At 60.5% G+C, this 22,989-nt stretch carries 20 protein-coding genes, 1 tRNA gene and 2 pseudogenes; 10 read left to right on the top strand and 13 right to left on the bottom strand.

Annotation, left to right across the window (positions count from 1 at the left end; genetic code table 11):
* Positions 1-2: 2 nt before the first annotated feature.
* From glgA to ATI14_RS22160, 9 genes and pseudogenes are all read right to left on the bottom strand, one after another.
* Positions 3-1,559 carry a glycogen synthase GlgA gene (glgA, locus tag ATI14_RS22125; protein ID WP_026083284.1) on the bottom strand — a complete coding sequence of 519 codons (1,557 nt, stop codon included), beginning with the start codon at positions 1,557-1,559 and terminating at the stop codon, positions 3-5.
* Between the two features lie 544 nt (positions 1,560-2,103).
* Positions 2,104-3,057, bottom strand: coding sequence for a D-2-hydroxyacid dehydrogenase family protein (locus tag ATI14_RS22130; protein WP_016970456.1), 954 nt, complete (start codon positions 3,055-3,057; stop codon positions 2,104-2,106).
* A gap of 26 nt (positions 3,058-3,083) precedes the next feature.
* On the bottom strand, positions 3,084-4,085 hold the full coding sequence (locus ATI14_RS22135; RefSeq protein ID WP_016970457.1) for an alpha/beta fold hydrolase: 1,002 nt from the start codon (positions 4,083-4,085) through the stop codon (positions 3,084-3,086).
* Between the two features lie 43 nt (positions 4,086-4,128).
* Entirely contained in the window at positions 4,129-4,572 is a 444-nt protein-coding gene (locus ATI14_RS22140; RefSeq protein ID WP_016970458.1) for a YqaA family protein, read from the bottom strand.
* A 4-nt stretch (positions 4,573-4,576) separates the two neighbouring features.
* Positions 4,577-5,023, bottom strand: coding sequence for a DUF411 domain-containing protein (locus tag ATI14_RS22145; protein ID WP_016970459.1), 447 nt, complete (start codon positions 5,021-5,023; stop codon positions 4,577-4,579).
* 101 nt (positions 5,024-5,124) lie between these two features.
* The gene (locus ATI14_RS22150; protein WP_016970460.1) at positions 5,125-5,583 is read right to left on the bottom strand and encodes an SRPBCC family protein; all 459 of its coding nucleotides are present in this window, start codon (positions 5,581-5,583) and stop codon (positions 5,125-5,127) included.
* Positions 5,584-5,673: 90 nt separating this feature from the next.
* Positions 5,674-6,222, bottom strand: a pseudogene (locus ATI14_RS32110) (methyl-accepting chemotaxis protein); the annotation flags it as partial.
* A 312-nt stretch (positions 6,223-6,534) separates the two neighbouring features.
* Positions 6,535-7,668 (bottom strand): annotated as a pseudogene (locus ATI14_RS32025) (HAMP domain-containing protein); the annotation flags it as partial.
* Between the two features lie 106 nt (positions 7,669-7,774).
* Entirely contained in the window at positions 7,775-8,680 is a 906-nt protein-coding gene (locus tag ATI14_RS22160; protein ID WP_016970461.1) for an AraC family transcriptional regulator, read from the bottom strand.
* A gap of 102 nt (positions 8,681-8,782) precedes the next feature.
* On the opposite strand from ATI14_RS22160, the gene ATI14_RS22165 reads away from it, so the two are divergent.
* Genes ATI14_RS22165 through ATI14_RS22185 form a run of 5 tightly spaced genes read left to right on the top strand, consistent with a single transcriptional unit; the run spans position 8,783 to position 13,192 of the window.
* Complete coding sequence (locus ATI14_RS22165; protein WP_016970462.1) at positions 8,783-9,343, top strand: carboxymuconolactone decarboxylase family protein; 561 nt, start codon at positions 8,783-8,785, stop codon at positions 9,341-9,343.
* 40 nt (positions 9,344-9,383) lie between these two features.
* Positions 9,384-10,445: an acyl-CoA dehydrogenase family protein gene (locus tag ATI14_RS22170; protein WP_016970463.1), complete on the top strand. Its 1,062-nt coding sequence runs from the start codon at positions 9,384-9,386 to the stop codon at positions 10,443-10,445.
* Positions 10,442-11,245, top strand: coding sequence for an ABC transporter ATP-binding protein (locus tag ATI14_RS22175; RefSeq protein ID WP_016970464.1), 804 nt, complete (start codon positions 10,442-10,444; stop codon positions 11,243-11,245). Before ATI14_RS22170 ends, ATI14_RS22175 begins: the two co-directional genes overlap by 4 nt.
* Positions 11,232-12,431: an ABC transporter substrate-binding protein gene (locus ATI14_RS22180; protein ID WP_016970465.1), complete on the top strand. Its 1,200-nt coding sequence runs from the start codon at positions 11,232-11,234 to the stop codon at positions 12,429-12,431. Before ATI14_RS22175 ends, ATI14_RS22180 begins: the two co-directional genes overlap by 14 nt.
* 11 nt (positions 12,432-12,442) lie before the next feature.
* Positions 12,443-13,192, top strand: a complete 750-nt coding sequence (locus ATI14_RS22185) for an ABC transporter permease (protein WP_177007944.1) — start codon at positions 12,443-12,445, stop codon at positions 13,190-13,192.
* Positions 13,193-13,202: 10 nt separating this feature from the next.
* Here ATI14_RS22185 and ATI14_RS22190 read toward each other — a convergent pair whose 3' ends face one another.
* Entirely contained in the window at positions 13,203-16,709 is a 3,507-nt protein-coding gene (locus ATI14_RS22190) for a membrane-targeted effector domain-containing toxin (RefSeq protein ID WP_016970467.1), read from the bottom strand.
* A 325-nt stretch (positions 16,710-17,034) separates the two neighbouring features.
* Here ATI14_RS22190 and ATI14_RS22195 point away from each other — a divergent pair, with 325 nt between their 5' ends.
* A complete protein-coding gene (locus ATI14_RS22195; protein WP_016970468.1) occupies positions 17,035-17,229 on the top strand; it encodes a hypothetical protein in 195 nt (64 codons plus the stop codon).
* A 7-nt stretch (positions 17,230-17,236) separates the two neighbouring features.
* Here ATI14_RS22195 and ATI14_RS22200 read toward each other — a convergent pair whose 3' ends face one another.
* A complete protein-coding gene (locus ATI14_RS22200; protein ID WP_016970469.1) occupies positions 17,237-17,617 on the bottom strand; it encodes a fe2+ zn2+ uptake regulation protein in 381 nt (126 codons plus the stop codon).
* Between the two features lie 237 nt (positions 17,618-17,854).
* On the opposite strand from ATI14_RS22200, the gene pvdQ reads away from it, so the two are divergent.
* The 4 genes from pvdQ (at position 17,855) to ATI14_RS22220 (ending at position 21,288) form a co-directional block, all read left to right on the top strand.
* Positions 17,855-20,134, top strand: a complete 2,280-nt coding sequence (gene pvdQ, locus ATI14_RS22205; protein ID WP_016970470.1) for a bifunctional acylase PvdQ — start codon at positions 17,855-17,857, stop codon at positions 20,132-20,134.
* 212 nt (positions 20,135-20,346) lie between these two features.
* Positions 20,347-20,420, top strand: a tRNA-Cys gene (locus tag ATI14_RS22210).
* Positions 20,421-20,555: 135 nt separating this feature from the next.
* On the top strand, positions 20,556-20,897 hold the full coding sequence (locus ATI14_RS31230; RefSeq protein WP_155773663.1) for a hypothetical protein: 342 nt from the start codon (positions 20,556-20,558) through the stop codon (positions 20,895-20,897).
* 97 nt (positions 20,898-20,994) lie between these two features.
* Positions 20,995-21,288, top strand: coding sequence for a hypothetical protein (locus ATI14_RS22220; RefSeq protein ID WP_016970473.1), 294 nt, complete (start codon positions 20,995-20,997; stop codon positions 21,286-21,288).
* A gap of 29 nt (positions 21,289-21,317) precedes the next feature.
* Here the strand turns inward: ATI14_RS22220 and ATI14_RS22225 are convergent, their stop codons facing one another.
* Both ATI14_RS22225 and ATI14_RS22230 read right to left on the bottom strand, forming a co-directional pair.
* Positions 21,318-21,575, bottom strand: a complete 258-nt coding sequence (locus ATI14_RS22225) for a hypothetical protein (RefSeq protein ID WP_016970474.1) — start codon at positions 21,573-21,575, stop codon at positions 21,318-21,320.
* Positions 21,563-22,987 (bottom strand): efflux transporter outer membrane subunit, encoded by a 1,425-nt coding sequence (locus ATI14_RS22230; protein ID WP_016970475.1) that lies wholly within the window; start codon positions 22,985-22,987, stop codon positions 21,563-21,565. Before ATI14_RS22230 ends, ATI14_RS22225 begins: the two co-directional genes overlap by 13 nt.
* Positions 22,988-22,989 lie beyond the last annotated feature (2 nt).

Genomic DNA, 22,989 nt, shown 5'->3' on the forward strand with positions numbered 1-22,989 from the left:
GATTATTTAGCGGATTTCCCCAAGGCCTTGGCCACCAGTTGTTCGTACAGTTCGGCGTAGGGTTCCACTGCCTGGCACCAGTTGAACGGCTGGGTCATGGCGCGGCTGCGCATGGCATTGAGCAAGCCTGGGTTGGCGAACACCCGGAAGGCACGGCTCAGGGCTTCTTCGTAGCTTTCCACGGTGGACTCGTTGAAAAGGAACCCGGTGACGCCGTTTTCAATGGTGTCGGCCAGGCCGCCGGTATTGCGCGCCACCGGCAACGAGCCGAAGCGCTGGGCGTACATCTGGCTCAAACCACAAGGTTCATAGCGGGACGGCATCAACAGGAAGTCACTGCCGGCAAACATGCGGCGTGCATCCGCCTCATTGAAGCCAATGCGCACGCTGACCTGGCCGGGAAAACGCAATGCCAGCTCTCGCATGGCCTGTTCTTCCTCGGGTTCGCCGCGCCCGATAATCGCAATCTGGCCACCGTTTTCAACGATAAAGCCGGCCACAGCCTCGGTCAGGTCCAGGCCTTTTTGATAAACCAGTCGCGAAACCACGGCGAACAACGGGCCGGTAGAGGGGTGCAGGCCAAACAGTTCGCGTACATGGTCGGCATTAATGGCCTTGCCTTCCCAGTCGCCAATGTTGAAGTTGTGAGTCAGGTGCGTGTCGGTGGAGGTTTCCCAGCTTTCATCAATGCCGTTGGGGATGCCACTGAGCAGGCCTTGTTGTGTCTTGCTGGCGAGGAAGCCGTCGAGGCCGCAGCCGAATTCCGGGGTGGTGATTTCCTGGGCGTACGTGGCGCTCACGGTGGTGATATGGCTGGAATACGCCATGCCGGCCTTGAGGAACGACATCTTGCCGTAGAACTCCATGCCTTCCTGTTGCAGGGCATGGGGCGGAATGCCCAGCTCCGGTGTAGAAGCCAGGCTGACCACCCCCTGATAAGCCAGGTTGTGGATAGTAAACAGGGTGGGCGTGCGCGAACCACGCCAGTGCATGTACGCCGGAGCCAGGCCGGCGGGCCAGTCGTGGGCGTGCACCAGGTCCGGGCACCAGTGAATCTGGGCGAGGTTGGCGGCCATGTCGGCGGCGGCAAGGCCCAGTCGGGCGAAGCGGATGTGGTTATCCGGCCAGTCGCGGCCGTTATTGGCGCCGTAGGGTGTGCCTTCGCGCTCGTAGAGCTCGGGGCAGATCAACACATAGATGACCAGGCCGTCCTTGAGGTCCATACGCCCGATTTTGCACGGCGGCAGCGCGGCGTGGCCACCCAGCTCGCCGATGATGTGGATCGGGTTGTCGCTTTCCATCACCTGCGGGTAGCCGGGGATCAGCACACGCACATCATGCAAATGGGCCATGGCGCGGGGCAGGGCGGCGGAAACATCGCCCAGGCCACCGGTTTTCACCAGGTCGGCGAATTCGGAAGTGACGAACAGCACCTTTTTACGATTGGGGTTCTGACTCACGATCGGCCGCACAGTATTGGGCAGGTCGGCCAACGACGTCGGTCCCCCTGCCGGCTGACTAAAACGCTCTCCCTGAGTATCTACAGCGGCACTGATCATAATTCACTCCCATCTGTTGGTCGGCTAATGGCCCGCTGCCATCGGCTCCGATTGGCCACATCCTGCGGCCAGACGCACAAGCGCTATCACAATCTGGCAAGGCGTATGCCAGTTGCACGCAAAGCGGAAAAAGATTGGATGGACGGCATTTTGGCGTCAACGACGCGTGCACGCCCTACCTGAAACTGGACCTACGGCAGAGTTGGAAAGTTTCGATTTTTTGCGGGGTTTTTGTTTTGGAACGGACCCATCGGTCATGAGTCTAGGACAGATCCCAGAGCCTGTAGGGTTTCCAGGGATATTTTGTAGGACAAAATACTTGTAACAATAATCAGCCTGGTTATTAGCGCACGCGCTGCGCGATGGCGGTGGCCTTGTGGCAAGCAGGCTTGTCCTGCGTTGGAGTGCGAAGCGCTCCCAAATCGGCGCCCGGTGCACCCGTGTCGGTTCTGGGGCTGCTTCGCACCCCAACGCAGGGCAAGCCTGCTCGCCACACGGGCGGGGGTGTTCACCTCAATAGTGCGGCTTGCCCTGCGTTGGTGCGTTAGCCGAGCACCCGAATGGGTGCGTTGTTCGCCCAGGCTTGAATGTCTTCGATCATCTGTTGATAGAACTGTCGGTAATTCTGCTCGCTCACATAGCCCACATGCGGGGTCGCCAGCACATTGGGCAAGTGGCGGAACGGGTGATCGACAGGCAGCGGCTCCTCGGCAAATACATCCAGTGCTGCGCCGGCGAGGCGCCCGGCAGACAGCGCCGCCACCAGCGCCTGCTCATCCACGATCGGCCCGCGCGCCGTGTTCACCAGCCGTGAGGTCGGCTTCATCCAGCTCAATGCCTCGGCGTCCACCAACCCACGGCTGCGGTCACTGAGCACCAAATGCACGGTGAGGATGTCCGCCTGCGTAAACAGTTCTTTCTTGCTGACCCAGGTCACCCCGGATTCGGCGGCGCGCTCCGGCGTAAGGTTTTCACTCCAGGCGATCACGCGCATGCCGAACACCTGCGCAAACTGCGCGACCTTTTGGCCGATGCTGCCCAGCCCCAGGATGCCGAGGGTTTTGCCATACAGATCGCCGCCCAAGCCCACCTGCCAATCGCCTGCGCGCAGGGAGTTGGCCTCGGCCAGCAAGTTGCGGGTCGACGCCATGATCAGTGCCCAGGTCAGCTCCGGGGCGGCCTGTTTGTAGCTGTCGGTGCCGCACACTTGAATGCCCAGGGCCTTGGCGGCGGCAATGTCGACGGCGGCATTGCGCATGCCGCCGGTCACCAGCAGTTTCAAATTTGGCAAGGCTTGCAGCAGGGCCTTGTCGAAGGTCGAGCGCTCGCGCATCACGCAAATAACGTCGAACCCCTGCAATCGCTCGACCATCGTGGCGGTATCCGCCGGGTAATCGTGGAGAAAATGCACCTTGCCAATAGTTTCGAGGACCGACCAGTCCACTACGCCGCTGGCCACATCCTGCCAATCATCAATGACTGCAATCTGTACCGACATTCACGCATGCCTCGCAAAAAGTGGGATTAAAGGGCGTTCAGCCCCTGCAACAGCGCTTGATCAAACCGGGCCGGTTCTTCCATTTGGGGCGCATGCCCAAGGCCTGGAAATTCCACCAGTGTGGCGTGGGGAATCAGCTTGGCCACTTGCTTGCCCAGCACGTCGTAATGGCCAATTTTGGCTTTCACCGCCGGCGGCGCGATATCGCTGCCGATGGCAGTGGTGTCGGCCGTGCCGATCAACAGCAGGGTGGGCATCTGCAAGTCCTTGAACTCGTAGTACACCGGCTGGGTGAAGATCATGTCGTAAATCAGGGCCGAGTTCCATGCGACCTGGGTATGCCCCGGGCCATTATTCAGGCCGGCGAGCATATCGACCCAACGCTCGTGTTCAGGCGCCCAGCGCCCGGCGTAATAGGTTTTGCGCTCGTATTCGCGAATGCTCTCGGCGCTGAGCTTCAGCTCGCGTTCGTACCATTGGTCAACGCTGCGATAAGGCACGCCGAGCGCCTTCCAGTCCTCCAGGCCGATGGGGTTGACCAACGCCAGTTGCTCGGTTTGCGCGGGGTACATCAGCCCGTAACGGGTCGCGAGCATGCCGCCGGTGGAATGGCCGACGAACGTGGCCTTTTGAATGCCGAGCTTTTCCAGCAATTGATGGGTATTGAGCGCCAGTTGCTGGAAGCTGTATTGATAGTGGTCGGGCTTGCTGGAGGTGCAGAAACCGATCTGGTCCGGCGCGATGACCCGGTAACCGGCGTCGCTGAGGACTTTGATCGAGTCCTCCCACGTAGCGCCGCAGAAGTTCTTGCCGTGCATCAACACCACGCTGCGCCCATTGGGTGTGCCGTTGGCCGGCACGTCCATGTAACCCATTTGCAGGGATTTGCCCTGGGACTGGAAGTTGAAGTGTTCGACGGGGTAAGGGTATTTGAAGCCTTGCAGTTCGGGGCCATAGGTGGCGGCAAACACAGGCGCGGCGCTGGCGGCCAGCAGGCCCGCGGCGCAAAAAGCGCGGAGTAGAGGCATAAGTGGGCTCCTGAAGGGATGCCCGGATGCTGTTGCGAGGGGATTAAGTGGGGATTAACACCCACCGCAGGGTCAATGCCGCCAGCACGCCGTAACGTACGGCTTTGGCGAACGTAACCAGCAGTAAAAAGCGCCACAGCGGTTCACCCATGATGCCTGCGACCAGCGTCAACGGGTCGCCGATGATCGGCACCCAACTGAGCAATAACGTCCAGTGCCCCCAGCGCTCGTAATGCCTGCGTGCCTTGTCGAGTTGTCTGGTGCTGACCGGAAACCAGCGCCGGTCCTTGAAGTGGTCAACCCAGCGTCCCAGCCACCAATTCACCACGGAACCGAGCACATTTCCCAGGGTAGCCACGCCCAGCAGCAGCCACAGGCTGTAGTGCCCGCTGAGCAACAGACCCACCAGCACTGCTTCCGACTGCAATGGCAGCAATGTCGCGGCGCCAAATGCCGCGACGAACAACCCGAGGTAACCCGCCAGCATGGATTCAGTGCGCCGGGTAGTCGGCCACCACGACGTCTTGACCTTCATGCGTCAGGCCAATCACCTGATAGGCATCACGGCGGCCCTCGACTTCCATGCCCGGCGAGCCCAGCGGCATGCCCGGCGCAGCAATGCCCGACAGATCGTCACGCTTGCGCAAGGCCATGACTTGTTCGGCGGGCACATGGCCTTCGACAAACTTGCCGTCGATCACGGCGGTGTGACACGAACTCAGGCGTGGCGCGACGCCGAGGCGCTGTTTGACCGCGCTCATGTCGGCTTCCACTTGGTCGTTGACCTTGAAGCCGTTGCTTTCCAAATGGCTGATCCACTTTTTGCAGCAGCCGCAGTTGGCATCGCGGTGCACGTCGATGGGAATCAAGTCGGCTGCCTGGGCCAGCGTGGTGGTGAAGAGGGCGGTGAGCAGGGCCAGTCGCAATGGGGTCTTCATAGGAAGGGGCTCGCGAATCGAAAGAGGCCGCGATCATGACGGCCTCACTGCTGGCAAGCCAGCTTCCACAGGGGCAGAGGTGCGTCAGGAATGTTTCAAGATTATACGAAGGGGGTGGTTTCCAGGCGGTGCTTGAGCTGGTCCAGGGCGATGGCGGATAGCTCGACCATACGTTCATGCAAGCTCGCCAGTTGCAGTTCGGTTTCGTAGGTCAGCACACGTTTGAACAGCGTGCCGCCGCGGTGCGGTTGCAGGAAGTAATGGATCGAGCCGTCCACGGCCAGGGAGGTGAACACGGTCTTGAATTCGCGCGGCGGCTTGGCCACCTGGACGCGGTAACTCATGGGCACGCGCACGCCGAGCAGGTCGATGATTTCGGTAAACCGGGTACCGGCCGGCAATGAGCCGGTGGTGCCGGTGTCGGCGCTGAGGGAGGTGGGGTGCCATTCATGCCAGCGGTCGGGCTGGGTCACGTAGTCGTAGACCGCCTCGATGGGGGCTTCGATAAACCGTTCCTGGCTGATCCGTTCCAAGCGGACTGGGTGCTCGACAGCGTGCATGACACACCTCCTGTGTGGCGAGATATCGTCCTGGGAACTGTCAGAATAGTCCCACTCCCGCGCATTGCACGGGAGTGTTTCACTAATTTATCACTGCACCTTGAAGCGGCTCATCAGCGCGATGACCCGGCCATTGGCGTCCAGCAGGCTGCGGGTGTTGGTTTCGGTGGCGTGGCCGCTTTCCACCAGTTCTTCGACCATATGCCGGATCTGCACCATGCTGCGGTTGATCTCCTCGGTGACCGCGCTTTGCTGCTCGGCCGCCGTGGCAATCTGGGTGCTGAGGTTGTTGATATGGCTGACGGAGCCGGCCATTTCGTCCAAACCCGTATTCACACGGGCTGTGGCGTCTGCCGCCGATTGGCAGCTGGCCTGGGTGTTTTCCATGGCGGCGACCGATGAACTCACGCCGCTGGTCAGGCGCGCGAGCATCTCGTTGATTTGCGAGGTGCTGGCCTGGGTGCGGGCGGCCAGCGCACGTACCTCGTCCGCCACCACAGCAAACCCACGGCCTTGCTCGCCGGCGCGGGCGGCTTCGATGGCGGCATTGAGCGCCAGCAGGTTGGTCTGGCCGGCAATGGCGCCGATCACGCCCAAGGTTTCAGTGATGCGCGCGGCGTCCTGGCGCATGTTTTCCACGGTATGAGTGGCGCTGGACACCTCGCCGATCAAGTTGCTGACACTGGTGGATGCTTCACCCACCACCACGCGGGAGCGATCGGCGTGCTCGTTGGCGCGCTGGGTAAAGGCGGCAGTTTCGGCAGCGTTTTGCGCGACGGTGTCGGCGGTGGAGCTCATTTCGGTGATGGCGGTGACGGTTTGATCGGTCTCCGAGGCATGCCGTACCAGAATCTGGTTGGTGTGCGCCGAAGTTTGCTGCAGCTGCGCAAGGCCCGAAGACATGGCGCCGGTGGCCTGGGTGACTTCGCCGATCATGTTTTGCAGGTAGACGATAAAGCGGTTCACCGAATGCCCGATGGCGCCCAGTTCGTCTTCGGCGCGGATGGTGATGCGCCGCGTCAGGTCGGCGTCGCCGGCAGACAGGGCGTCGATGTTGGTTTTAAGGGACTTCATGCGCTGCACCAGTTGGCGAATCGCATAGGCCGCCAGCAACACCAGCAACAACACCATCGGAATTTGCAACAGGGCCAGGGTGCCCAGCACATCATCGCGCTGCGCGGTGATCAGCGAGGTGGGCAGGGCGGTGGCGAGAAACCACGGTGTGCCTTCAATGGGGCGCAGGTAAAAGGTGCTGGCCACGCCGCCGTTGTCGAATTCGCTGCGCTGCAAGCCCTGGTCACGATGGGCCAGGGCCTGGCTGACCTGGGCGGCAAACGCCGAGGAGCCGGCCAGTTCGCTGATGTTTTTCAACACCACCGGGCCGTTGATCCGCGAGCTGTTGCTGATGATCTTGCCGTCGCCTTCGACGATCAGCATCTGGCCGCCGATGTCTTTTTCCTTGCCTGCCACCAGGTCGTTGAAGAAACCCAGGGTCACGTCGATGGTGGCCACGCCGTAGGCGGCGCCGTCACGCGCAATCGCCATGGCGCAGTTGGTGCGCGGTTCCTGGCTGGCATCGTCTTTGTACGCTGCGGCCCAGGCACATTGGCCGCGCGGCGAGGCGAGGCCGCCCTTGTACCAGCTCTGGTCGTAGTAATTGGGGGCGGCGTCGCTGTTCCAGAAGGTGTTGACGGCCAGCTTGCCCGAGGCGTCGCGGTGCCAGAACGTGCTGTGCTTGTTGCGCCCCGGCGTGCGCTGGCCTGGCAGCGGCCAGATGCCCCCGCCGAACACTTTCAGCTCGCCGTACTGGTCCACCAGGCCCGGCAGGACCTTGTCGATGGCATCGCTGTCGAGCAAAGGAATGGTTTGGGTGATGCTGCGTTGCTGGGCCTGAACCTTGTTCAGTTCGCCCTTGATCTGTTCGGCCACCTCGGCGACGCGGTTGAGCACCACCTGCTCTTCGGTGTGGCGCAAGGTGGGCGCGACCAGTTGGCCGATACCGACGACGGTCAGCACCAGTAAAACCAGGACGAACAGCACCAGGAACAGGGTATAGCGGGCTTGGATGGAGCGCAGTGGGGGCATGGGGTCGTCCTTACGAAGCGTTTATTATGAACGCGGCTTTTTTGGAGCTTCGTAGGGCTATCGGCGCAGGCAGAGAGAGCTTTAGGTACTATCGTCCAAGAAAATGTCAGGTTTGCGCACGACGATAAGCGCCCGGCTGTTGCCCGGTTACCTTGTGAAATGCGCGAGTAAACGCCGCCACCGATTGGTAGCCCACCGCCAGCGCTACCTCGGCCACGGTTTGGTCGTCCTTGAACAGTCGGCAGGCATGGCGGATACGCATCATCAGCAGCACTTGGCCCGGGGATTGGCCACACAGTTCATTGAAACGCTTGAAAAACGCCGAACGCGACAGCCCGGTGCAGGCCGCCATGCTTTCCAGTGTCCAGGGTTCTTCCGGGCGGGCGATCAGTTGTTCGAGCAGGCTGGCGAACGCTGGCTGCCGGCCCAGGGCGGCCAGGCCACCGAGGTCTGCGTTGTCGAGCACTTGTTGGCGCAACACATACAGAAACAACAGGTGGCAAAGACGTTCGAGCAAGGCAGAAGAAGGTGCCGGGGTGCGTTCACACTCCTGCAGGATCAGTTCGAAGAGGTTGCGCGCGGCGGTCAGCGACGGGTCGCCGGCCCGCAGGATGATCCAGGCGGGCAGGGTGTCGACGATCATCGCCGACAGGCCGGACTGGAAATGGAAGAAACCGCAAACCAGGCCCACGCCGTCGCTCGCCTGGGTGTCCAGCGGCAGCATCGGGCGACGCGGGCATTCCTGGGCACCTGCGGCCGTGGCTTCGCCGGACAGTCGATAGGCCAGGTCACGCAACAGAAACACCGCGTCACCATTGTTCAAGTGATGCGGGGTCGATTCGCCGTCGATATGCAGCCAGCATTCGCCCTGCACCACCAGGTGAAAACTCGCACTGGCCAAACCGTGTGTGCTCGCATGCCAGTCGCCGCAGTAGCGGCCCACATGGAACAGGCTGGTGTTGAGTTCGAGGCTGTCTAATAACCAATCGACAAGTGAACTGGACGAATTCATCTAATGGAAAGACTCAAGAGCAAGTAATCGCTACTTTAGCCTATTGAGGCGTTTTTTTATAACCAACAGACTGGATGCACGAACCCATCAGGAGACCACTCCATGTCCCGTGTACCGTTGCTCACCCCTGAAACAGCGCCGCAAGCCGCCAAACCCTTCCTGGAAAACGCGCTGAAAGCCTCGGGTTTCATTCCCAACCTGCTCGCCGTGCTGGCGAATGCGCCGGCTGCGCTGGAAACCTACATCACCGTTTCCGGTCTCAACGGCAAATCCGACCTGAGCCTGGCCGACCGCGAAGTGGTGCAACTGATTGCCGCCACCACCCACGGTTGCGATTTCTGCGTGGCCGGCCACACCGCCGTGGCGCGCAACAAGGCCAAGCTGCCGGAAGACGTGATCGACGCGCTGCGCCAGCGAGGTGAATTGCCGAACGCGCGCTATGAGACACTCGCCGCCTTCACGCGCGAAGTGATCGCCACCCGTGGAGACGTCAGCGATGCAGGTTTCGAGGCCTTCCGCGCCGCCGGTTACACCGACGGCCACGCATTGGAAGTTATTTTGGGCGTGAGCCTGGCAACCCTGTGCAACTTCGCTAACGTGTTTGCCCGTACGCCGTTGAACCCGGAACTGGCGCAATACCGTTGGGAAAAACCGGCAAGCTGAACGGGCATTGGCCTACCTGCTGTAAAAAGGAGAAACATCAATGCTTGACCCAATCTTGAGCCGTTGGCTCGATGTTCAAGCGCAGGCCCTGGACGTGGGCAGTTGCGATCCACAGGAAGTGCTGCCACGGCTGGCAGAAGCCAACGTATTGCGCATCGGGGTGCCGAAATCCCTCGGCGGGCTGGGCGGCGATGTAGCCGGCGCGGTCGAAGCCATCGCCAATGTCGCCAGCCATTCCCTGGCGGCGGCTTTTGTATGCTGGGGCCAGCGCTCGTTTATCGAATATTTGCTGCAAAGCCCGAATGAGCGCCTGCGCGAGCAATTGATGCCGGATTTGCTCAGCGGCAAGCTGGCCGGGGCGACCGGGCTGTCGAATGCGATGAAATACCTGTCGGGCATCGAGACGCTGCAAATCAGCGCCGAACCGACGCACGACGGCTGGATCCTCAACGGCCGCCTGCATTGGGTGACCAACCTGCGCAAGAATGGCTTTGTCGCAGCGGCCGCCATCGAGCATGCCGCGGGCGGTGCGCCGTTTATCCTGGCGATCCCGGACTCGGTGGCGGGTTTACAGCGCTCGCGTGACCTTGAACTGTTGGGGTTGCAATCGAGCAATACGGCGGCGCTCGGCCTCGAAGGCGTAGAGCTGAGCCGCGACTGGTTGCTGCATGAGGATGCGCGCAAGTTTCTGCCGGCCGTGCGCCCGGCGTTCCTCGGGTTGCAATGCGGTATGTCGATAGGGTTGGCGCGGCGTTCGCTGGCCGAGGTGGCCAACCATTTGGGCGCCAGCCGGACCGTGCTGCGTGAAGAGCTCGAAGCGCTGCGCGTGACTCTGGACCACTTGGTCACCGAGCTGAAAAAAGGCCTGTTGGCCGGGCGTTTCGCGTCCGAGCCGGTGCCGTTGTTCAAACTGCGCATTGCCCTGGCGGAAACCGCGGCCAGTGCTGTGCAACTTGAGCTGCAAGCCAGTGGCGGCAAGGCGTACCTCACTGCCCACGGCAGCGGCTTTGCGCGGCGCTGGCGCGAGTCGGCGTTCGTGCCGATCGTAACGCCAAGCCTGGTGCAACTGCGCACCGAGCTGCATCGCCAGGCCAACTTATGAGCCAGGCGGTGCTCATTGCCCGGGAGATTTGCCTGGGGTATGCCAGTGGCCCGGTGCTGCAAGGGTTTGACCTGAACCTGCAGCCCGGCGAGGTGGTGTCGATTCTCGGCCCCAGTGGCGTCGGCAAGTCCAGCCTGTTGCGTGTGTTGGCCGGTTTGCAGGCACCTCAAGGCGGAAGCGTGCAAGTGCTCGGTGAAGCGTTGAATGGCCCGCATCCACGGGTGGCGGTGGCGTTTCAGGACCCGAGCCTGTTGCCCTGGCTGAGCCTTGAAAAGAACGTCGCTTTCGGCCTGGATTTCGCCCGTCAGCCGCATCTGAGCCAGGAAGAACGACGACGCCGTGTGGATCACGCCATTGCTGCTGTCGGCCTGGAACACGCGCGGCAACAATTTCCGGCACAGCTCTCGGGCGGCATGGCCCAGCGCACGGCGTTGGCCCGTTGCCTGGCGCGTCAACCGCAAGTGCTATTGCTGGATGAGCCCTTTGGCGCGCTGGATGAAGTGACCCGCGCCGACATGCAGCACCTGTTGCTCAAGGTCAACCGCGAGATTGGTTCGGCTGCCGTGCTGATCACCCACGATATCGATGAAGCGTTGCTGTTGTCCGACCGCATTGTGCTACTGGGCAATCGCCCGGCGCGCACGCTCGGCGAATGGCACATCGACCTGCCGCAACCGCGCGAAGAACAGGTGGAGGCCATCGGCGCCTTGCGTATCGACATTCTGAAAACCTTACGGCAGGCGAGCCGCCCTCAACCCAACCCCCTTGAATTGCTGGAGCCAAGCCATGTGTCTGGATGACATGACCCACTCGCGCCGTGATTTTCTCAAACTCTCGGCGGTGCTCAGCGCCGCCGGCGCCTTACCTCTGTTGAGCAGCCTGCAAGCCCGTGCCGCCAGTGAACCGGACGCCCCGGTGCGCATCGGCTACCTGCCGATCACCGACGCCACGCCACTGCTGGTGGCGCACAACAATGGGCTGTTCGAGGCCGAAGGCATCAAGGCCGAGCGCCCGGTGCTGTTGCGCAGTTGGGCGCAAGTGATCGAGGCGTTTATCTCGGGGCAGGTCAATGTGATTCACCTGCTGTCGCCGATGACCGTGTGGGCACGCTATGGCAGCAAGGTTCCGGCCAAGGTTGTAGCCTGGAATCATGTGGGCGGTTCGGGCCTGACGGTGGCGCCGGGTATTACCGACGTGAAGCAGCTGGGCGGCAAGTCGGTGGCGATTCCGTTCTGGTATTCGATCCACAACGTGGTGGTGCAGCAACTGTTCCGCGACAACGGCCTGACGCCGGTCGCGCGGGCTGCAGGCAGCGCCATTGCGGCCAACGAAGTCAACCTGATCGTGCTGCCGCCGTCGGATATGCCGCCAGCCCTGGCGAGCAAGCGCATCGACGGTTATATCGTCGCCGAGCCCTTCAATGCCCTGGCGGAAAACCTCAAGGTGGGTCGCGTGCAACGCTTTACCGGCGACGTGTGGCGCAACCACGCGTGCTGCGTGGTGTTCATGCACGAGCACGACCTCGCCAACCGCCCGGAATGGTCGCAAAAAGTGGTGAACGCCATCGTCAAGGCCCAGGTGTGGACCCGTGACAACCGCGAAGAGGCCGTGAAACTGCTGTCCAAGGACGGCCCCAACCGCTATACGCCGCACGCCGAGCCGGTGTTGAGCAAAGTGCTGGCGCCCGCCGCCGGTGACCGTGCCGCGTACCTGGCCGACGGCGCGATTCAGCACGCCAACTGGGATGAGCACCGCATTGACTTCCAACCCTATCCATTCCCCAGTTATACCGAGGAACTGGTGCGGCGCCTGAAGGACACCCTGATCGAGGGCGACAAGAAATTCCTCGCCGACCTCGACCCGGCCTTCGTCGCCAGGGATCTGGTGGACGACCGCTTTGTGCGCAACGCCATCGAGGCCGTCGGCGGTATGAAGACCTTCGGCTTGCCGGACGGTTATGAGCGGCACGAGGAGATTGGCGCTTGAGCAACGGCAAAATCGCTTCATGGCCGGGCTGGCTGCTGGGCATCAGTGGGCTGGCGGGCCTGCTGGTGCTGTGGTGGCTGGGTGTGAAAGTGTTTGGCGATGCCGATGGCTTGTCGGCGCGCTTTTCGCTGGGCGCCACCTTCAGCAGCCTGTGGGAGTTGCTCGGGCGTGGCGAGCTGTACCTGCACATCGCTGTCAGCCTCAAGCGCATTTTCGTCGGTTTGTTCCTGGCGCTATTGGTCGGCGTGCCGCTCGGGTTGCTGGTGGGCAGTTCGCGTAACCTGGAGGCCGCGACGACGCCGGCCTTTCAGTTTTTGCGGATGATTTCGCCCCTGTCCTGGATGCCCATCGTGGTGATGTTGATGGGGGTGGGCGACCAGCCGATTTACTTCCTGCTGGCCTTTGCGGCCGTGTGGCCGATCATGCTCAACACCGCCGCCGGTGTGCGGCAACTGGACCCGCGCTGGCTGCAGTTGAGTAAAAGCCTGAGCGCCACGCGCTGGGAAACCCTGCGCCGGGTGATCATTCCCGGTGTGGTCGGGCACGTGCTGACGGGCGTGCGCCTGGCCATCGGGATTCTGTGGATCGTGCTGGTGCCGTGCGAAATGCTCGGGGTCAGTGCGGGGTTGGGTTATTACATCCTGGACACCCGTGATCGGCTGGCCTACTCGGAACTGATGGCAATGGTGCTATTGATCGGGCTGTTGGGGTTTGCCCTGGATGCGCTGGCACGTTGGTTGTACCAGCGCTGGGTGCATTAACGCGACAGGGCTAGGGCTTCATGTAGATGTGCAGGTTTCCCGGCAGGTCGCCGCGCTTGAGTGGCAGCTTGGGGTCAGGGACGTGTCGCGTGTCCTTGAACCCCACGGAGGCGGGCACGTTGGCGTTGTCAAACACACCGATGCCCAGTGTCCCGGTCAGCTCCGCCAGGCCAGTCACATCTTCAGACGTATTCATGTGGGCGTTGCCCACCAGCGCGATCCACTTTTCCGTGCCGGAATTGGCCTGGATCGTCTCGGCGGCAAAGTAATTGAATTCCTTCAACCGTATTTCGGAATTGATACCCTGGACCGTACGCGCCCGGAAGGGGCGCTCATCCTTGTGCCGGGTCAGGTAATAATGATCCAGTGGCATGACGTCGATGCCGTTCTTCCTGAATTCGTCTCTAAGTTCTTTAAACGTCGGATTGGTTCGAACGTTCTTCGTGCTTCCCAAACTGCTGATGCCGTCGTCCACTGCACCAAAGGGCGGGAGGTCAATCACCCCTTCGAAGTAGACCTTCTTCACGCCTTGGGCCTTGAATGTCTGCATGTTGGCCATCAGCAGCTTGAAACTGGCCATTTGTGAGTGGCTCTCTCCAAAGACCACGCCCTGAGAGACCTTCAAGGCTTCGGTGATCAGGTCGCCCGGCGGCATTTGTTTGGGCAGGGGTGGGAGTGTCGGCGTTGCCGGCAAGACGCCGCCAGCCTTCACCGTGTTGTGATAATTCTCCATTTGTTGGGTGAAGTGGGCTTTTGTCTGATCCATTCCGTTACCTGGAATGAAGTGTCCAGGTACCAGTTTGCCCAGCGTATTGTCCACATAGTCCCCGGCAGGCAGGGGCAGCTTAGTCGCGCCGACATGGGGGTGAGGGGGGCGCACAGGGTAAGGCTGAACACGTTGCGGTGTGTGGGTGTGCATTTTATGGGGCGGCGGCATCAGCGTATCCACGGGGTCGAAATTCCCCAGCGGCGGCCCATAAGGCTGTTGGCTGCCGGCATCGAACGCATACCATTTGTTGTTGTGTTTGACGGCACTGCCCGTCACGGTCTGGTCACCCACTTTGAGCGCTCCAGTGGCCGCCGCCTCAAAGCGAGTGCTGGCCTGAGCCAGGTCAACACCGCTTGCCATACCACGCAGTTGTTGAACGCCGGAAGCCACCGCATGGGGTCCCTGCAGCGCAAGTTTGCCGGCGCCGACGGTGATGTCGCCCAAGCCGCCCAGGGGGTTGAAGGCGCTGAATGCGGTCGCACCTATTATTCGGCTGCCCTGAGCCGCTTTGCTGATCGTGCTGCCTGTTTTGCCCGCCACTTTGGTGAGTTTTCCCGCCATGCCCAGGCCAGCGGTGACAAAACCGAAAATGTCAAAAGCCAAGTCGGTCGCCGCGTCTTTGTAGTTGCCGTTGTTCAAGTTCACGATGGCTGATCGGAGAGGGATGAGGTCCAGTAAAAAATTGCCAATCGAGTTCAAGGTGTCAGTGCGCTTTTCACTCCATGTCCTGCCTTCAGCCTGGCGTCTGACCGAGTCATCGTCGATTCCCAGGCCCTTGACGACGGTCGCTGCGACGTCCCGAATTCGTGGGGTCTGAAAGAGGTTGGGCCGTCGATAGCGAGTGGAGTTGTCTTTCAAGGAATAGGCTTCAGCGGGCGGGGAAAACTCGTCGACCCTGGTGACTTCGTTGGAAATATATTCCGGCTGTCGGTTCGAGGGGGGCGACAGGATCTTGCTAATGGAGCCCTTCACTGTATCGAAGGCATATGACCGTGTTTTACCTTCATGCTCGGTCTGCACCAGTATCGTCATGCTTGAGTGGAACAAACTGTCGGCGGTGAACGGTATGAGTGACCTTCTGTACGAGTTCTCCTTGAAGAACCTGAGCTCGCCGTAGTTCAGTGCCGTGCGGTCCTCCAGTGGCAGATGGGTGATGGCATTCATCATCAAGTCTTGCTTGATGCTTTTATAGTTTCCAGTGACCTCACTGAAGGCTTTGTCGAAGGCTTCGGGAACATTGAACTCGGCGCTTCGGGTGAAGGCGATTATCTGCTGTATATCAATGCTGTAATTCCCGTGTATCTGCCAGCTGTCCCACACTGTCAGCCCCTGCATGGTGATATCCAGCAGAGAGTAGGGATCGCTGAAGCGCGGGCCCTTGATTTCGGCGCCGTAGTGGATGCGCAGGACTTTGCGTTCGAAGTCGATATCGTCGCCGAATCTTTTCTTCAGCAGCGCCAGTGCCATTGCTTTGCGATTGGGCAGGGGAGCTTCGAGTTTCGAGGACGCGGCCTTGAGATCGTTCAGCTGCTTGTTGAATGCATCTCGTGCATTTTCGACTTCATCAGCCGGGTATATGTCATCCGCGCTTTTATCGATGACCTGATTGGCAACCGCCCAATCGATCAAGATAGCTTTTTGGTTGGCCTCGCTGACCGCAGGCACATCTTCGCCAGCCTGCATCACTGCGCTGAAGCTCATCCGGGCCGTCTTGCCGGGTGTTTCGCCTTCGATGCCTGCCACGGCCAGGCAAAGGTTAGCCCAGGCCTGGCTACCGATGCTAACGCCGGCAGGAATATCCGTGATCAGAAACTGTGGGGCGACACGTGCCAGCAACAGGCGTGCACCCAGTTCGGCGGTGCCTTTGGAGGTCTTGCCGGTGGTGATCAGGTGCGCTGCGAGCGCACTGACGACCTCAGCCGGTCGTTTGCCAAAATGAGTGAGCGCCGCCAGATCAAAACCTGCGACCTGGTTTCGCTTGGCTGCGTCGATCGACTCCGGGTCAAGACCCAGATGGACGGCGGCAAGCACGTAATCGTTGACGCTGCGATCCGTAGCAATACCGTCAACCTTGAGCTGGATGGCTTCACCCAGTGCTTGCGCTCGGGGGGAATCGAGCAGTTTCTCCATTGCTTTGGCGGGGTCTTGAAATTCGGGTTTCGACAGTGAGTGCCCATCGGCCAAGTAGTCCAGCGCCCCCCATTGGACATTGCTCAGCGGCAACCCTTCCAGGTTGGCGCTATTGCACGCCACCACGTTGAACACTTCGTGTTGGATCTTTATATCCAAGGGGATCGGCCAGGCCAGGGCCCCAGCGAAATTGCCCAGCGGATGCACCCATGTGTCTTCGCGGAGTCCGCTGGCCAATGCTTTCACGTCGGCAACGAAATGGGGCATTGTAATGCCCTGATGCTTGATGAACGCTTCAAGGCTGACCGTCGCGGGTTTCAACGTGCTCATGGGCATAAAGGTCGATTCGCGCGCGATCGACATCTGGTTTTGCTGCAGCATGGTGGCAACAGTCTGTGCCTCGGCATTCTCGGGCAGGTTTGCAAGGAGTGTGGTCAGCGCCTGCGCCAGGTTTTCCAGGTTGCTTCGGTCGCCAAGGGCTGCCTTGAGTGTTTGACGGCCATCCGGCAGTGAAGGCGCAGGGGTTGCAGGTTTTTGTTGCGCAGATGACGGAACAGTGACTGGAATGAGGGGCGGCGAGTAGGCTGAGGGCTGTTGGACATTGGCTGTAATAGTCATGATTTGCCTGATTAAAAGTTCATGAGTAAGCGCGCGCAAAGCCAGACGGCGATGCCTTAAAACGCACCCATGCGTGTGTGAATCAGTGCAAGCCGTTCCTTTCAGGAGAGCAGGCCAACTGTAAGTAAAAATCTGCAGGTGTGGACGGCGGCCCCGGCGCCGGGCAGCAAACATAGGGGGTTGCGGGTGGGGCAGCGGTTGGAACCTGTGTTGGACAAGCCAAAACCGGCCATCGCCTGTAACATAATGTCCGGCTGCTACAGGCATCTACTTACAGCAACTGATCACGCAGCGTGAAAACAATCTTCAGGTTCAGGAACCCGTCATGACTCAAAAGCAACGCTTGAAATATTCGATTCTGATTGCCCTGGCCGTACTGGCGACAATGTTCGGCCTGTCCTATCTGCAGAACACCGGGGTTATCAGCGAGAAAACGTTCCAGTACATCGCCATTGCCGTGGCGGTGATCGTAGTGGTGATCAACGGCATCATGCGCCGCAAGGTCAAGCCGAACTTCTGATCGCGCGTCAGGCATACCCGTCGAGTACTTTCGCAGCCTCTTCATGGAGGCTGTAGCTTTTGTCGGCATTGAGAATGATCACGCCCTCGCTGCACAGACGCTTGAGCACTTCACGCACACTGAGAAACGACAATGGAATGCCCAGCTCCAGCAAATGGCTGTGCACGCCGCGTACTCCCAGGGTGCGCTTGTTGTCGGCTGCGGTAAGCAGGGCATCGATGACTTTCAGCCGTATCAGGCTGGTGCGTAGGCCAAAGCACTTGAGCAAATGGCGGATGCGCTGGTTGCCTTGCTGTTCGGGCGCTTTGCCGAACGCTTGTGGGCCGCTGCCAAAGTTCGCGTCGGCAGCCGGTGAATGTCCGTCCATGGGCAGTCTCGGGTTGTACATGCAAAAACTCCTTATCAGAGCCTGATCAGGAAAATGATGGCGCTCTTGTTTAATAAGACGAACGAACGAGCAAAATCATGAAGTGCCGGATGTAGAAATTTTGTCGGTATCGGTTTTGTCACAGCCCTGCCGCCTTGATCAAACGCATTGCGCGCCTAAATTATTCCCGGTTGTTTGCGTTCTTACGGTGGGGTAGCTACCCCTTGTGAGGGTGTTCAATTTGACTGTGGAGCTTGCGTGATTATTTCCAACGGGTTGTCCAGAGCAGGTGTGGTCGGGGTGTTGCTGGGCTTGAGCCTTGCCGCCTCGGCGCGGGAACAGGTGGCACAGGCATCGGCGGACATTCGCCGCACCACGTTCGGCGTGCCGCATATCCGCGCCAACGACGAGAGGGGCCTGGGGTTCGGTATCGGTTACGCCTATGCCCAGGACAACCTGTGTCTGCTGGCCAATGAAGTAGTCACGGTCAATGGCGAGCGCGCCAGGTACTTCGGCCCGGACGAGGCGACCCTGGAAGAGCGCAACAACCTTGCCAGCGATGTGTTTTTTACCTGGCTCAACACCCCGGAAGCCGTCGCTGCGTTCTGGAAGGCCCAGACGCCGCAGATGCAGCAGCGCATTGAAGGCTATGTGGCCGGCTATAACCGCTATCTGAAAGAGCAGGGCGCGCCGAAGCACTGCCAGGCGGCGTGGGTGCGGCCACTGGTGGCTGAGGATTTGGTGAAGTTGACTCGTCGGCTTCTGGTTGAGGGCGGCGTAGGCCAATTCGCCGAAGCGTTGGTCGGCGCAACACCACCCCAAGCGACTGCAGCTGTGCAGCCCGATGCGAAAGCGTTTGAACTGGCTGCCGCCCATCAACAGCGTTTCACCCTTGATCGAGGCAGCAATGCCGTTGCGGTCGGCCGTGATCGCTCATTCAACGGCCGTGGCATGCTGCTGGCCAATCCGCATTTTCCGTGGGTGGGCGGCATGCGTTTTTATGAAATGCACCTGACCATTCCCGGCCAGCTCGACGTGATGGGGGCCGCATTGCCGGGCTTGCCGGTGATCAACATCGGATTCAACCAGCACGTGGCCTGGACCCACACTGTCGACACCTCGAAGCATTTCACCCTGTACCGTCTGACACTGGATCCCAAAAACGCCACCCACTACCTGCTGGACGGCAAATCCATCGCCATGGAGCAAACCCCGGTGAAGGTGCAGGTCAAGCAGCCGGACGGCAGCCTTAAAGACGTCACCCATACCGTTTACAGCTCGCAATTCGGCCCTGTGGTGCAATGGCCGGGCAAGCTGGATTGGGACAGCCACCACGCCTTCAGCCTGCGGGATGCCAACCTCGGCAATGACCGCGTGTTGCAACAGTGGTACGCGATGAACCGCGCCGCCAGCCTCAAGGAGCTGCAAGCCTCGGTGCACACGCTGCAAGGCATCCCGTGGGTCAACACCCTGGCCGCCGATGACACGGGCCAGAGCCTGTATATGAACCTGTCGGTGGTGCCCAACGTTAGCGCCGCCAAACTCGCGCAATGCGGCGACCCACGTGCGGGCCTGCAGATGATCATGCTCGATGGCGCCCACAGTGCCTGCGCCTGGGATATCGACCCGCGTGCCGCGCAACCCGGTATTTTCCCGGCCGACCAGCTGCCGCAATTGGAGCGCACCGATTATGTGCAGCACTCCAACGACTCGGCGTGGCTGGCCAACCCCAAGGCGCCGCTGACCGGTTTCTCTCCGGTGATCAGCCAGGATCACATCGGCCTCGGCCCGCGTGCACGTTTTGCCGTGCAGCGCCTGCAGGCGCTGGAAAAGCAGCCGATCAACGTGGCGGATTTGCAAAACATGGTCATGGACAACGAGGTGTACCTCGCAGGCCAGGTCATGCCCGACCTCCTGGCGTTCTGTACCAAACACCTTGGCGCTGACGCCGCCACTTTGCAGCCTCTGTGCACCAGCCTGAAAAACTGGGACCAGCGCGCGAACCTCGACAGCGGCTTGGGTCTGGTGCATTTCATCAATCTGGTGGCGCACCTGCAGCAAATCCCCGACGCCTGGCGCGTGGCCTTCGACCCGGCACAGCCCCTGACCACGCCAAATGGCCTGGCCATCGACCGCGAACCCGTAGCCAAAGCATTGCGCCAGGCGATGCTGGCTTCCATCGCAGACGTCGCCAAGCTTGACGCCAAACAATGGGGCGACATCCAGGTTTCCGGCCAAATCCCCATCCACGGCGGCCCGCAGGAACTGGGCATCTACAACGCCATGCAAACCGTGCCCCGCGCCGACGGCAAACGTGAAGTGGTCAGCGGCAGCAGCTACCTGCAAATCGTCACCTTCGACGACAAAGGCCCTCAAGCGATCGGCGTGCTGGCCTTCTCCGAATCCAGCGACCCCGAATCGAAATATTCCAGGGACGAGACCCAGGCCTTCTCCGAGAAAAAACTGCGCCCGCTGCCGTTCACGGAGGCTCAAATCAAGGCCGACCCGCAATACAGCCACCAGCTCATCAAGGAGTAGGGCAGCCACGCAACCCCTTGATGCCAATACGAAATATTTTTGAAATCAAGGGGTTGCAGGCAAAAGCAAATGAGTACATAATGGCGCCCATCGAACGCAACGAAGCATTAAAAACTTCAATGTATTCAATGAGTTAGAGTAGAGGCAGGCTTCACGAAGCCACTCAAGTTCATATGCGGTGAATGTCAGCAGTCAGGACATTGATCGTTTGAGGCCGAGTAGCAAAATGGTTATGCAGCGGATTGCAAATCCGCCTACGCCGGTTCGATTCCGACCTCGGCCTCCACTCTTGAAAACCCCGTAGATTAGCGTCTACGGGGTTTTTTATTGCCTGTGATTTAAGAATAGTTCCGCAACTTTTGACATGCATTCCGTAAGCTGGCCAAGTGACTGTAGAGTTGCCATTTTCCGGGAGACGGATATGAAAATCGGCTTGGTGATTTTAGTTGCAACCCTGCTCACGGCTTGCGCCGACAGCGGACCGATAAAAGTCGGGCCCGATACTTACACTATTTCAACTCGCGTTCCCTTGGGTGGGCCTGCTTCAGCGAAAGGTCAGGCGCTGAAAGAGGCGAATGTATTTTGCGAGTCCCAGGGGCGTGAAATTCTGCTTGATCACATGCAGGCGAGCGAATGTGCGTTGCATGGCGGCTGTGGTGAGGCAGAGATATTTTTCTTCTGTATGGCCAAAGGTGACCCGCAATTGAAACGCCAAAGCTACAGCCCTGATCCAACGCAAAAAATTGAAATCGATCAACGATGAATTTCACCTTTTCTCTCGATTTCAAGGACCGAAAAAACCAGGTCAGATCACATAACAATACTGCCCCTAACACTTCATCGAATAAGGACATCGATTAATGAAAGCCCTCGCAGAACTCTCCTTTGAATTCATCTGGCATCTGATGTTTACCGAGGAAGACTACCTTGAACTGGATTTCGCCACGCGTTGGTTGTCTTCTCTGGGGGAGTACGTAAATGCCATGACCGAAGAGGAAAAAGCGGCGCTTGCCGAGGTAGCCAAGGCGCGGCAGGCGCGGTGGCTGGCGCCGCCGGATGAGCATGGTTTCAGTCGAAGAAGCCAAGTGACCGAAGAACAGAAAGCCTTTCTTGACGACTTGATTACAGGTGCGTTTTACGCCCAGTTCGATTGAACGTTGAACTCATAAAATGCGAGCAACGTTCAGTTCTCCAGCCCGGCCCTGACGATACGTTGCTCTTTCGCTTCACGCGCATAGTCAGCCAGCTTCTCCTGCTGCGCTACCAACAACCCGCACACCTTCATCAACGCCGCCACTTCATCCGGCGTCTTGCCGGCGCTTGCCATCGCCGTCAGTTCAACCACTGACCAGCCGATCACGGCCGCGGCATCTTCCAGGTCGTAAAACAGTGCTTGTTGGGCCGTTCTCGGGCCATCGAGATCTCGTATCACAGCGTCCACCCCAGTCCCAGCGCCTTGTGCAACGACGCAAAATCTTTCAGTAGCTCTGCATCTCCGGAAATCCGGCTTTCCTGGGCCTGATAACGGGTGCGTTCGGCATCCAGCCAGTCCAGTGTACTCGCGGTGCCGGCCCGGTAGCGCTGGCGGGTGAGGTCTGCGGCGCGGATGGCCGAGGCTTCCACGTTGCGCAGCAGCACCACGTTCTGGCGCTGGTGACCGTAGCGCGCCAAGGCCACGTCGGCATCGCGCAAGGCCGTCAGCACGGTGCTTTTATATTGCGCGAGCGCTTCATCGCGGCCGGCTTCGGCGCCTTTTACGCTGGCGGCGACGCGCCCGAAATCCAGGGCGTTCCAGGACAGGCGCGGCAGGATCAGCCAGGTGCCGTTGTCTTTGCGCGCCAAGTGGCCAGGGTCGCCGGCGGAGAAGGAGAGGTCGCCCATCAGGCTGAGTTTGGGGAACCAGTCGGCGGTTTTTTCGCCGATTTGGGCGTTGGCGGACGCCAGTTTGCGCTCGGCCATGCGGATGTCGGGGCGGGCTTTGAGCAGCGCAGCGGGGTCGGCCAGCGGGACTTGGCTGGGGATTGAGGGCAGGGCACGGGCGGTGGCGAGTTGACCATCCAGTTCGCCGGGCTCCCGACCACACAGCAGGCCGAGCTGGTCGAGGGATTCAACGATGGCGGCTTGCAAAGGCAGGCGTTGAGCCTGGGTGTTTTCCGCCTGGGTCAGCACCTGTTCAAGCTGCAGTTGTGAGGCGACGCCACGGCTGCGCCGTTGCTGAGTGAGGTCCAGTGCCTGGTTTTCGATGTCGACACTGGCGTCCACCAGCGCCAACCGCGCCTGCTGGTCGCGCAGATCGGTATAGGCCTGGACGATTTCGGCCGCCAGTTGCACCTGGGCGTCTGCCAGTTGGGCCTGTGAGGCGTCGGCCTCTGCCTGCGCGGCCTCGACGGCGCGGCGGGTTCCACCGAACAGGTCGGCTTCCCAGCTGGCGTCGAAACCGGCGAGGTACAGGCTCAACGGGCCGCGCCCGCCACCGCTGTTGCCGCCGCCCAGCGCAGAGGTGTCGGGCGAACGCAGCCTGAGCATCGCCGCGTCACCCGTGACTTTGGGCATTGCGTTGGCGCTGGCACCGCTGAGGCTGGCGCGGGACTGTTTTAAGCGTGCCTGGGCGGTGGCGATATCCGGGCTGTTTTGCAGGGCGTGGTCGACCAATTCGTTGAGCTTCGCATCGCCGAGGGTCCGCCACCACTGGGCGACGGCGGGCGCGACCTGCGCGGCCTTGTCAGCGTGGGGCAGTTGCCCGGCTGCCAGGGTTTTCGGCGCAACATCCGGCGCGCCCTTGTAGTCCGGGCCAACCGTGCAGGCGGACAGCAGGCCGACGGTCAGGAGCAGGGGAAAGGAGCGAACAATCATGG

The organism is Pseudomonas tolaasii NCPPB 2192, from assembly GCF_002813445.1.
Lineage (GTDB): Bacteria > Pseudomonadota > Gammaproteobacteria > Pseudomonadales > Pseudomonadaceae > Aquipseudomonas > Aquipseudomonas tolaasii.

Bases quoted from the DNA above. Each gene is read 5' to 3' on its own strand.
- ATI14_RS22195 (WP_016970468.1), top strand. From the start codon at position 17,035: ATGACTCAAAAGCAACGCTTGAAATATTCGATTCTGATTGCCCTGGCC.
- ATI14_RS22130 (WP_016970456.1), bottom strand. From the start codon at position 3,057: ATGTCGGTACAGATTGCAGTCATTGATGATTGGCAGGATGTGGCCAGC.
- ATI14_RS22230 (WP_016970475.1), bottom strand. From the start codon at position 22,987: ATGATTGTTCGCTCCTTTCCCCTGCTCCTGACCGTCGGCCTGCTGTCC.
- ATI14_RS22160 (WP_016970461.1), bottom strand. From the start codon at position 8,680: ATGAATTCGTCCAGTTCACTTGTCGATTGGTTATTAGACAGCCTCGAA.
- ATI14_RS22175 (WP_016970464.1), top strand. From the start codon at position 10,442: ATGAGCCAGGCGGTGCTCATTGCCCGGGAGATTTGCCTGGGGTATGCC.
- ATI14_RS22180 (WP_016970465.1), top strand. From the start codon at position 11,232: ATGTGTCTGGATGACATGACCCACTCGCGCCGTGATTTTCTCAAACTC.
- ATI14_RS22170 (WP_016970463.1), top strand. From the start codon at position 9,384: ATGCTTGACCCAATCTTGAGCCGTTGGCTCGATGTTCAAGCGCAGGCC.
- ATI14_RS31230 (WP_155773663.1), top strand. From the start codon at position 20,556: ATGAAAATCGGCTTGGTGATTTTAGTTGCAACCCTGCTCACGGCTTGC.
- ATI14_RS22135 (WP_016970457.1), bottom strand. From the start codon at position 4,085: ATGCCTCTACTCCGCGCTTTTTGCGCCGCGGGCCTGCTGGCCGCCAGC.
- ATI14_RS22200 (WP_016970469.1), bottom strand. From the start codon at position 17,617: ATGTACAACCCGAGACTGCCCATGGACGGACATTCACCGGCTGCCGAC.
- ATI14_RS22145 (WP_016970459.1), bottom strand. From the start codon at position 5,023: ATGAAGACCCCATTGCGACTGGCCCTGCTCACCGCCCTCTTCACCACC.
- ATI14_RS22190 (WP_016970467.1), bottom strand. From the start codon at position 16,709: ATGACTATTACAGCCAATGTCCAACAGCCCTCAGCCTACTCGCCGCCC.
- glgA (WP_026083284.1), bottom strand. From the start codon at position 1,559: ATGATCAGTGCCGCTGTAGATACTCAGGGAGAGCGTTTTAGTCAGCCG.
- ATI14_RS22165 (WP_016970462.1), top strand. From the start codon at position 8,783: ATGTCCCGTGTACCGTTGCTCACCCCTGAAACAGCGCCGCAAGCCGCC.
- ATI14_RS22140 (WP_016970458.1), bottom strand. From the start codon at position 4,572: ATGCTGGCGGGTTACCTCGGGTTGTTCGTCGCGGCATTTGGCGCCGCG.
- ATI14_RS22150 (WP_016970460.1), bottom strand. From the start codon at position 5,583: ATGCACGCTGTCGAGCACCCAGTCCGCTTGGAACGGATCAGCCAGGAA.
- ATI14_RS22220 (WP_016970473.1), top strand. From the start codon at position 20,995: ATGAAAGCCCTCGCAGAACTCTCCTTTGAATTCATCTGGCATCTGATG.